Below are 9,043 nucleotides of genomic sequence, written 5' to 3'. Positions count from 1 at the left end.
CCCCGACGCGTACCCGGTTCCGGGCCCGACTTTACAAAAAGTCGCATCTTGTAAAACGGCGTGACGGCTGCCACAGTCGGGACGCAAGTCAACGGATCGGAGGCTGACGATGGGCATCGACACCCCACCCTGGCGCGACACCCGCAAGCCGCTCTGGCCGCTCGCCCTGCTCGTCCCCGTGCTGCCTTTCATCGCCGTTGCGGTCTGGCGCGCCACCGGCACCCCCTGGTCCTGGTGGCTCACCCCGTTGGTGGTCTTCGGCCTGATCCCGGTCATCGACCTGCTGGTCGGGGAGAACCGGGAGAACCCGCCGGAGGAGGTGGTGCCCGTGCTGCAGGCGGACGGCTACTACCGCTGGCTCACCTACCTCTGGTTGCCCGCCCAGTACGCGGCCCTGGTGCTCTGCTGCGCGGTATGGACCCGGAGCGAGTTGTCCTGGCTGGCCGCGGCCGGTCTGGTCGCCACTGCCGGCGTGGTCGACGGCATCGCCATCAACACCGCCCACGAGCTGGGCCACAAGCGCGAGAAGGCGGAGCGGTGGCTCTCCAAGATCGCGCTCGCGCCCACCGGGTACGGGCACTTCTACGTCGAGCACAACCGGGGCCACCACACCCGTGTCGCCACGCCGGAGGACCCGGCCAGCTCCCGGCTGGGGGAGAGCTTCTGGGCGTTCTGGCCGCGTACGGTCCTCGGCAGCCTGCGCTCGGCGTGGCGGCTGGAGACGGGCCGGTTCCGGCTGCGCGGCCGCACGCCGTGGACCTGGCGCAACGACGTGCTGAACGCCTGGGCGATGACCGTGCTGCTCTACGCGGTCCTCGCGGTCGCCTTCGGTCCGGGGGTGCTGGTCTTCCTCGCCCTGCAGGCGGTGGTCGGCTTCTCTCTGCTTGAGGTGGTCAACTATCTGGAGCACTACGGTCTGGCCCGGCAGCGCACCGCCGCCGGCCGCTACGAGAGGGTCGACGCTCGGCACAGCTGGAACAGTGACCGGACCGTCACCAACGTGTTCCTCTTCCAGCTTCAGCGGCACAGCGACCACCACGCCAACCCGCTGCGCCGCTACCAGACGCTGCGCAGCTTCGGCACCTCGCCGCAGCTGCCCGCCGGCTACGCCAGCATGGTGGTCACCGCGCTGGTGCCACCGCTCTGGCGGCGGGTGATGGATCACCGGGTACTCGCCCACTACGGCGGTGACCTCGAGCTGGCCAACGTCCACCCGCCGGCCCGGGACCGGCTGCGGGAGCGCCGGGGTCGTGCGTCGGCCGCTCCGGGACGGTCCGCCGGCTGAGCGGTGCCGGGATGGCCGCCGGCCGCCTCAGTCCAGCGCGGCGGGCTCCAGGCCCAGCTCCCGGGTGGCCACCAGGCGGATCCACTCGGCGATCTGCCGCCGGGTGATCACCCGCTCGTGCACGGCGAGCTGCACCGCCAGGCCGTCCATCACGGCGCTGATCCGCCACGCCGCGCCGGCCGGGTCGGGGCAGTCGAAGGTCCCGTCGGCCACCCCGTCGCTGATCACGGCGGCGAGGTCCTGCCGCCAGCGCAGGTCGAGCCGGCGGGAGACCTTCTCCAGTTCGGGCGTCCGCAGCGACTCGGCCCAGCCGTCGATCCACATGGACCAGGAGGTCGAGCGGCCGGTCGGCGCATAGAGCCGGAGCATCCGGCGCAGCTTGGTCAGCGGCGGGGCGGAGGAGTGCACCACCGAGTCGAGCTTGGCCAGAACCTGCTCGACGGCGTACGCGAAGGCCTGCGCGAGCATCCGGTCCTTGGTGGCGAAGTGGTAGAACACCAGTGCCTGGCTGACTCCGGCGGCCTCCGCCACGTCGGCCGTCCGAGTGTTGGCGAGCCCCCGCTCCGCGATCACGTCACAGGCCGTGCGAAGCAGGGCATCCAGGCGGATTTCGGCGGCGCGTCTCGTCACGCCGTTACCGTAGCCCATCCAATTGACCACGAGGAGTCACCGATTCGGCCGGTCGGGCGCTCGACAGTCGGATCCCGGACAGTTGCCTGCCCCGGTTCGCCGGCGACCCCCGGGCGGGTCGGGGCGGTCGCCGAGGGCCACCCACCCAGGCTCCTAGGAAGCTCCGTCGCAGGGGGTGGATGTCACCCGAACGCGCCCGAAGGGGACCCCGATTTGGCAACCGTTCCCGGGCTCGGCTAAAGTTCTCATCCGTCACCGGGAAACACCGGGGGCACGCGGACGTAGCGCAGCTGGTAGCGCATCACCTTGCCAAGGTGAGGGTCGCGGGTTCGAATCCCGTCGTCCGCTCGGAGATGCCGACACGCATGTCGGGGGCAACCTCGGTGGAGTGGCCGAGAGGCGAGGCAACGGCCTGCAAAGCCGTGTACACGGGTTCAAATCCCGTCTCCACCTCGGCAATAGACGAGGGCGATTGGCGCAGTGGGAGCGCGCTTCCTTGACACGGAAGAGGTCACTGGTTCAAACCCAGTATCGCCCACCAGTACCGATGAGCAGACGGCTCGTCACCGGAGTCCGGTGACGAGCCTTTCTGTTTGTCCGGCTCGACCGCCCGTCGCTCAGCGCGAGGCGCTGAGCAGTGCCTCGGCGACGGCCGTCCGGCTGCTCAGCAGCGACCGGCCCTGCCGGTGGGTCACCACCAGGCCGGCCGCGCGCAGCGTGGTGAGGTGCTGCGACACCCCGGCCGGGGACAGGCCCGTCCGCCGGGCCAGCTCGGTGGTCGAGCGGGGCGCGTCCAGCTCCGCCAGCAACCGGGCCCGGCCCCGGCCGAGCACCGCGCCCAGCGCCTCCGGCGCGCTGGGCGGGCACTCCCACAGCGCGCCGGCACCTCGGGCCGGATACGCCAGCTGCGACACGTCCCCGGCCGCGATGCTGAGCACCGACGGCCAGACGAAGACGGAGGGCACCAGGACCAGGCCGGCGCCGGCCGGAACGTCCGGAGCCGCGCAGTGGCGCTGGTTGATCAGCAGGGCGTCGCCCTCCCACCGGACCCGTTCGTGCAGGTCGTTGAGGAGTCCGGCCGCGCCGTCCTCGGCCAGCCGCCGGGCCCGGTGGAACACCTCCGCGTCGAGCACCGCCCGGATTCTCGGCCAGTCGGCGGCGAGGGCCAGCCGCCAGTACGCCTCGATCTCCTCGGCGAGCCAGCGCAGTCCCGCGCCGGGGTCGGCGTACAGGGCGGCCAGCGCGGGTGACCGGGGGCCGGGACGAAGATCGAGATGGGTGCGGACGGTCCCGGGCTCGGTGGCGCGCAGGGCGGTCAGTTCCTGTTCCAGGTCGGGGCTCAGCCCGACGGGCGGCGGGGTGAGGAAGTCGACCACGTAACCGGGTGCTGCCGGCACGAGCTGGCCGAGCAGCCCACCGTCCGGGTCGAGCAGCCCCGCCGCGGCCAGCCGCGGGCGCATCCGGTTCACCCAGGGCAAATGGAGCGCGTGGTGGCCCGGGTCGCGCAGCACTCGCACGCTGGCGACCACCTCCCAGAGGCAGGAGAGCGCGAAGCGGACCCGGGCCACGGCGCCCGCCGACAGGCCGATCGCGACCACGCCGCCCCCTTCGTTTCAGCTGGAACTGAAACAATACGGCGGTGGGCGGCGGCGGCCCAGACTGGCCGGGTGAACGATCACCACACCCGAGCCCTGCACTTCCGTACCCTGCACGTTCCCGGCGAGCCGCTGGTCCTGGTCAACGCCTGGGACGCGGCGAGTGCCCGGATCGTCGCCGCCGCCGGTGCGCGCGCGGTCGCCACCACCAGCGCGGGCGTGGCCTGGAGCCTCGGCGCCCCGGACGGCGACGCGCTCGGCCGCGCGGACGCCGTCGACCTGGTCCGCCGGGTCGCCGCGGCGGTGCCACTGCCGGTCACCGCCGACATCGAATCCGGCTACGGCGACACCCCGGACGAGGTCGCCGAAACTGTCGCCGCGGTGCTCGCGGCGGGTGCCGTCGGGGTGAACATCGAGGACGCCCGGCACGGCGGGCAGACGCCGCTGCGCCCGGTCGAGGAGCAGTGCGCCCGGCTCGCCGCCGTCCGCTCCGCCGCGGACCGGACCGGAATCCCGCTGTACGTCAACGCTCGCATCGACACGTTCCTGCGCGGGGCCGGTGGGGTCCGGGAGACAGCGGCGCGGGCCGAGGCGTACCTGGCCGCCGGTGCCGACGGGGTGTTCGTGCCGGGGGCGGTCGACCCGGAGACGGTGGCCGCCCTGGTGGCGGCGATCCCGGCCCCGCTGAACATCCTGGCCGGGCCGGGCGCTCCGGCGGTGCCGGAGCTGGCGAAGCTCGGGGTGGCCCGGGTCAGCCTCGGCTCCTCGGTCGCCGAGGCCGCGTACGCGGTGGCCCGCCGGGCCGCCGAGGAGGCGTTCGGTGTCGGGACGTACGGCGCGCTGGCCGACGCCGTCGACTACGGCACGCTCAACGAGCTGATGCGCCGCTGACCGGCGCGTGACCGAGGCACCACGTGGCGCCCCGGTCACGTACCGGCGGGACCGGTCAGCTCCGTCGGCCCCGGGCACGCCCGCCTCACAGCGGCGGGGCGACGTCCCGCCGCTCCTCGACCCGGCGGTACTCCACCGGCTCGGCGGTGGTGACCACCTCGCGGCGGCGACGGCCCCAGACCAGCGTGGTCATGATCAGGCCGAGCACGCCCGCCGCCATCAGGATCCAGCCGACGACGTCCAGATTGACGCCGCCGATGCTCGCGTCGAGCGCGAAGGTGAGGATCGCGCCGACCGCGATCAGGAAGATGCTGGTGCCGATTCCCACGACAGCCTCCTTCATGGGATGTGGTGTGCTGTCGATGGGACTCAGTACCCAGCCGGTCACCGGGCCAATCGCGGGCCGCAGCGGGCGGTCGGCGGGTCGGTTCGACCGGCGATCTTGTCATCGGGTACAGTTCTCCCGTCGCCGCCGCGAGGACGGCGGCACGCGGACGTAGCGCAGCTGGTAGCGCATCACCTTGCCAAGGTGAGGGTCGCGGGTTCGAATCCCGTCGTCCGCTCGCGATCCGCCCCTCGCGGGGCCGACCGTGGCCGGTGTCTAGACCCGGCGGTCGCTAGGGCGATTGGCGCAGTGGGAGCGCGCTTCCTTGACACGGAAGAGGTCACTGGTTCAAACCCAGTATCGCCCACCACACATTTTCGATATGTCCGATATTGAATGGCCAGCTCACCTTTGAGCTGACCATTTGTGTATGACCTACGCCCTGTCGGCGCGGAGAATCAGCGACGCTGTGCGTTCGGTGGCGATCTCGATGGCTGACGGACCAGCGTCGTTTCCATCCGGGGACGGGCGCAGGTCGGGTGGCCGTCCAATGGTGATCCCGCCCGCCGTCGTGCTGATTCCGTGAGCTGATTCTGGTCTCGGATGAGTGTCTGTTCTTGACCCACTCTGTGATCTTTTGTACTCACGATCGTGGGCGGGTGGCCCAATCTATTCCCGTCCGACCCAGGTAGCGATGCATGCCTCGTTGCCCTCTGGATCGGCCAGCACCCACCACTTGGGCGCGTGCGCGTCCGTGACCAGGCGGCCTCCGGCGGCAAGGGCGGCGGCGATGCGGGCCTCGGCCTGCTCGTGGGGGACGGCGATGTCGAGATGTATGCGGTTGCGTTGCGGTCGCGGGGCGTCCATGCGTTGGAATCCGATGCCCGGGCCGCGCCCCTGCGGGTCGGACAGGTAGTCGTCGCCGATCTGGCGGTAGCCGAGCAGCGCGCGCCAGAACGGCAGCACGTCCGCGCCGACAAGTGCGTCGATCGTGACGTTGATGAGCTGGACGGCGGTCGGATCCGCCGTCAGACCCAGTTCCTTCGCGGCGGCCGAGATTCTGCGGGCCAGCGTCGAGTCGCGGACCGTCAGGCTCACCGTGACGCCCGCCGGCCGCAGATCGATCTTCAGGTGCTGCTCGTCGGCTCCGGCGAGCCGGCCGATCTCATCGACGAGCGCGATGCCCTTGGCCAGCGAGCCGGTCCGGAAATAGACCGAGACCACGTGATACAGGACGTGCCAGTCGTCGACACCCTTCGCCGCGTGGAATTGCCCGGCGGTGACTCGCTTGATCATGCCGGTCAAGCTAACACCGATACTGGCCGGTGGGTCGCGACGGTCGGCACCGCCCATCAGCGCCGGCGCCACGCCGGCGGTTGCGGCGGGAACGTTTCGTCGAACGCTGGTCGAGCGAGCACATCAGCTTGTCTCACCCGTCGCCTCAGGCGTCCTGGCGCAGGGCCAGCCCCGGACACATCGCGATCGCCTTCCGCGCGCCGGCGGCCAGCCACGGCGGTACCGGAGTGTCGGTCAGGGACGGGAATCCGTTCGCGTCCAGGGTGATCAGTTCCGGGGCGAGTTGGGCGCAGAGGCCGTGCCCGTCGCAGCGGGACCAGTCCACCACCAGCCGGCCGCCCGTCGAGTCCTCGCCGTCGGGCAGTGGCAGGACGCCGCGTACCGGGTCGCCGCAGCCGCCGCGGGCCAGGTGTGCCGCGATGTCCGCGGTGAACGTGTCGATCGCGGAGAGGGCGAACCGGGCGGTGCCGTCCGGGTGGCTGCACGCGCCCCGGCCGCGTACCCCGCCGGCCGCCGCGCGGATCCGGTCCAGGGCAGTGGTGCCGCCGGCGCCGCTGCTCAGCGCGCTCATCGCCCGCGCCAGGTCGGGTAGGCCCAGCTGGCACGGGCCGCACTGCCCGGCCGACTGGCCGGCGAGATAGCGCAGCACCCGGCCGGCCTCGCCGAGGGGGCAGGTGCCCTCGCCGAGGGGAAGGATGATTCCCGCGCCGAGGGTGCCGCCGACCGCGGCCAGGCCGGCCCGGGACACCACCGCCTCCGTGGCCGCCGCCGGGCCGATCCAGCTGCCGTGGAAGCCGCCGAGCAGCACGCCGGGTCCGACGGGGGCGGCGCAGCGGTCGAGCACGTCCCGCAGGGACACGCCGGTCGGTACCTCCAGCACGGCCGGCCGGCGGGCGGACCCGCCCACGGTGAGCAGCACGGTGCCGGGCTCGTCGGCGGTGCCGAGCTCGCCGAAGGCGTACGGGCCGAGCCGGGCGGCGACCGCCAGTTGCGCGTACGTCTCGGCGTTGGAGAGCAGGGTGGGGCGGCCGCCCACCCCGGCATCGCTGGCCCGGCTCTTGCGGCCCGGCGGGATCGGGACGTCCCCGTTGATGCCCCGGATCAGCGCGCCGCTCTCACCCGAGATGAACCGGTGCGGCATGGTCACCAGCCGGGTGGGCGCCGGCATCCGGCGCTCGGCGACGGCCGCGAGCACCGAATCGGTGGCGACACCGTCGTCGGCCACCCCGATCACGATGCTCTCGGCGCCGAGCGCGTGCGCCGCCAGGGCCGCACCGTCCAGCACCAGGTGCGGGGCGCGGCTGAGCAGCACCTTGTCCTTCCAACTGGCCGGCTCACCCTCGGTTCCGTTCACCACCACGGTGACCGGCAGGCCCCGCCGCTGCGCCGACCGCGCCACCGCGTCGAGCTTGCGGGCGAACGGGAAGCCGGCCCCGCCGCGACCGCGCAGGTTCGTCAGCTCGGCGAGGTCGAGGGCGGCGGCCAGATCGAGCGGCTGGAGTTCCCCGTGCACGGCCAGGTGCGCCCGCCGGTTCAGGCGTTCGACACGGTCGAGGCCGGCGGTCAGCCGCGGTGGGCCGAGATGCCCGACGGCCGGGGTCCTCACCGCCCGACCTCGTTGCGGATGTACGCCCAGAACTCCTCGTCGGTGATCTCGGCGGTCTCGTCGAGCTGACGCGCCACGGTGGGCGGGGCAGGCTCCTGGCGCGCCGGGGGCTGCGCGGGAGGCTCCTGGCGCGCCGGGGGCTGCGCGGGAGGCTCGCGGCGCGCCGGGGGCTGGTGTCGGGTCGGCGGCTCGGGGTGCCTCTGGGGCTCGGGGCGGGCCGGTGGCTCGTCGTGGGCCGGCTCGGCGCTGTGCCGGGGCGCCGGGGAGGCGTGCGGCGGCGACACCGGCCGATCCTCCCGGAGCGGACGGTAGGGCCGGTAGCCCCCGGCGCGGCTGCCCTGAGGCGGTGGTCCTGCGGGTCGCGCCGGTTGCGTGGGCCGGGCGGGTGGCGGTTCAGCGGTTGCGGCCGGCGGTGGTCCGGCGGGTGCGGCGAGGTCGGGGGTGCGGGTCGGGCCGCTCGGCTCGACATCGGTCCACTCGGCCCCGTCGAGGCTGGGGATGAGCACGTTCGTGGCGAGCGGTGCGGCGGCGGCCGCCGGTGCGGTTCGCCCCGCCGGGCGCATCCGTCGGATGGTCTGCGCCTTGGCCAGGTTCGTGCGGCGGCTGAGGGCAACGAAGAGGCGCACCAGCAGGGCCAGCACGACGAGCGCCCCGCAGACGGCGTAGCTGACCAGCACCCAGGTCTTGGCGGACCGACCGGCCCCGAGCCCGTGGACCAGGGCGAGCAGCCAGGCCGCGTACGCGCTGGAGTGCAGGACCCGCCAGCGGCCCGGCTGCCGGCTCTGGGCGTACGACGCGCGGGTGACGCCGGTCCAGGTGGCCACGATCATCAGATAGCTGGCCAGCGTACCGAGCCCGACCTGGATCGGCCGGTGGCTGGCCAGGAAGGGGATCGCCGGGTCCCACAGGTGGGCGTGACCCTCCACCAGCTTGGTCACCACGTGGATCGCCAGGCAGACCATGGCGGTCGCCGCGGTGGCGCGGTGCACGACCTGCAGCAGGATCCGGTGCCGGATCAGCAGGAGCAACCGGTCGGTCGCCGCGAGGCCGATCATCACCGTGATCGACAGGCCGACCAGGCTGAACACGCCGGTGAAGAACTCCAGGAACGCGAAAGAACCCGCGATGGCGGCCCGGCCCGGCGGGGTGAAGCTCGCCACGACGACCACGGCCACGGCCGCGACGGCCGCGACCGGCCTCAGGCCGCCGCTCGCGGCGGGGCGGGAGGCGAGACCCGTGGTACGCAGGGACGAGCGGCCCGCCTTGGCGCTGTCCATCTCACCTCCCGACCTCGTGGCGCGCTGAGCGGTCAGCACGCTCCCGACCGTGCGGGGGTCGGGCAATTGCCGGAGGGTTCATACCAAGACTGAACCCTTTCGGGCAAAGGGCTTCATGATGATTTAAAGCTTTTCCCG

The 9,043-nt window shown here is 72.8% G+C and carries 8 protein-coding genes and 5 tRNA genes; 7 read left to right on the top strand and 6 right to left on the bottom strand.

Annotated features, from left to right (window positions below; all coding sequences use genetic code 11):
- Positions 1-109 precede the first annotated feature (109 nt).
- Positions 110-1,285 carry an alkane 1-monooxygenase gene (locus ACL02O_RS32740; protein WP_412822053.1) on the top strand — a complete coding sequence of 392 codons (1,176 nt, stop codon included), beginning with the start codon at positions 110-112 and terminating at the stop codon, positions 1,283-1,285.
- Positions 1,286-1,312: 27 nt separating this feature from the next.
- Here ACL02O_RS32740 and ACL02O_RS32735 read toward each other — a convergent pair whose 3' ends face one another.
- Positions 1,313-1,915, bottom strand: coding sequence for a TetR/AcrR family transcriptional regulator (locus tag ACL02O_RS32735; RefSeq protein WP_412822052.1), 603 nt, complete (start codon positions 1,913-1,915; stop codon positions 1,313-1,315).
- Positions 1,916-2,190: 275 nt separating this feature from the next.
- Between ACL02O_RS32735 and ACL02O_RS32730 the strand changes: the two genes are divergently transcribed.
- The 3 genes from ACL02O_RS32730 to ACL02O_RS32720 all read left to right on the top strand — a co-directional run bounded on the left by ACL02O_RS32730 (position 2,191) and on the right by ACL02O_RS32720 (position 2,456).
- Positions 2,191-2,263: transfer RNA gene (locus ACL02O_RS32730), tRNA-Gly, on the top strand.
- 34 nt (positions 2,264-2,297) lie between these two features.
- Positions 2,298-2,368, top strand: a tRNA-Cys gene (locus ACL02O_RS32725).
- Between the two features lie 13 nt (positions 2,369-2,381).
- A tRNA-Val gene (locus tag ACL02O_RS32720) sits at positions 2,382-2,456 on the top strand.
- 76 nt (positions 2,457-2,532) lie between these two features.
- Here the strand turns inward: ACL02O_RS32720 and ACL02O_RS32715 are convergent.
- Positions 2,533-3,513 (bottom strand): ArsR/SmtB family transcription factor, encoded by a 981-nt coding sequence (locus tag ACL02O_RS32715; RefSeq protein WP_412822051.1) that lies wholly within the window; start codon positions 3,511-3,513, stop codon positions 2,533-2,535.
- A 69-nt stretch (positions 3,514-3,582) separates the two neighbouring features.
- On the opposite strand from ACL02O_RS32715, the gene ACL02O_RS32710 reads away from it, so the two are divergent.
- A complete protein-coding gene (locus ACL02O_RS32710; protein ID WP_412822050.1) occupies positions 3,583-4,401 on the top strand; it encodes an isocitrate lyase/PEP mutase family protein in 819 nt (272 codons plus the stop codon).
- Positions 4,402-4,486: 85 nt separating this feature from the next.
- Here ACL02O_RS32710 and ACL02O_RS32705 read toward each other — a convergent pair whose 3' ends face one another.
- Entirely contained in the window at positions 4,487-4,729 is a 243-nt protein-coding gene (locus tag ACL02O_RS32705) for a DUF6458 family protein (RefSeq protein WP_412822049.1), read from the bottom strand.
- Between the two features lie 162 nt (positions 4,730-4,891).
- Between ACL02O_RS32705 and ACL02O_RS32700 the strand changes: the two genes are divergently transcribed.
- A tRNA-Gly gene (locus ACL02O_RS32700) sits at positions 4,892-4,964 on the top strand.
- 57 nt (positions 4,965-5,021) lie between these two features.
- Positions 5,022-5,096 (top strand) — tRNA-Val (locus ACL02O_RS32695).
- Between the two features lie 299 nt (positions 5,097-5,395).
- Here ACL02O_RS32695 and ACL02O_RS32690 read toward each other — a convergent pair.
- From ACL02O_RS32690 to ACL02O_RS32680, 3 genes are all read right to left on the bottom strand, one after another.
- Positions 5,396-6,022 carry a VOC family protein gene (locus tag ACL02O_RS32690; protein WP_412822048.1) on the bottom strand — a complete coding sequence of 209 codons (627 nt, stop codon included), beginning with the start codon at positions 6,020-6,022 and terminating at the stop codon, positions 5,396-5,398.
- A 145-nt stretch (positions 6,023-6,167) separates the two neighbouring features.
- Complete coding sequence (locus ACL02O_RS32685; RefSeq protein WP_412822047.1) at positions 6,168-7,628, bottom strand: NADH-ubiquinone oxidoreductase-F iron-sulfur binding region domain-containing protein; 1,461 nt, start codon at positions 7,626-7,628, stop codon at positions 6,168-6,170.
- Complete coding sequence (locus ACL02O_RS32680) at positions 7,625-8,905, bottom strand: ferric reductase-like transmembrane domain-containing protein (RefSeq protein ID WP_412822046.1); 1,281 nt, start codon at positions 8,903-8,905, stop codon at positions 7,625-7,627. Before ACL02O_RS32680 ends, ACL02O_RS32685 begins: the two co-directional genes overlap by 4 nt.
- Positions 8,906-9,043 lie beyond the last annotated feature (138 nt).

Origin of the sequence: Micromonospora mangrovicola, from assembly GCF_047200535.1 — a bacterium.
Taxonomy (GTDB): Bacteria; Actinomycetota; Actinomycetes; order Mycobacteriales; family Micromonosporaceae; genus Micromonospora.
This window is presented reverse-complemented; position numbering and strand designations above follow the sequence as displayed.

Coding starts and splice junctions, on each gene's coding strand:
- ACL02O_RS32740 (WP_412822053.1), top strand. CDS start 110: ATGGGCATCGACACCCCACCCTGGCGCGACACCCGCAAGCCGCTCTGG.
- ACL02O_RS32690 (WP_412822048.1), bottom strand. CDS start 6,022: ATGATCAAGCGAGTCACCGCCGGGCAATTCCACGCGGCGAAGGGTGTC.
- ACL02O_RS32680 (WP_412822046.1), bottom strand. CDS start 8,905: ATGGACAGCGCCAAGGCGGGCCGCTCGTCCCTGCGTACCACGGGTCTC.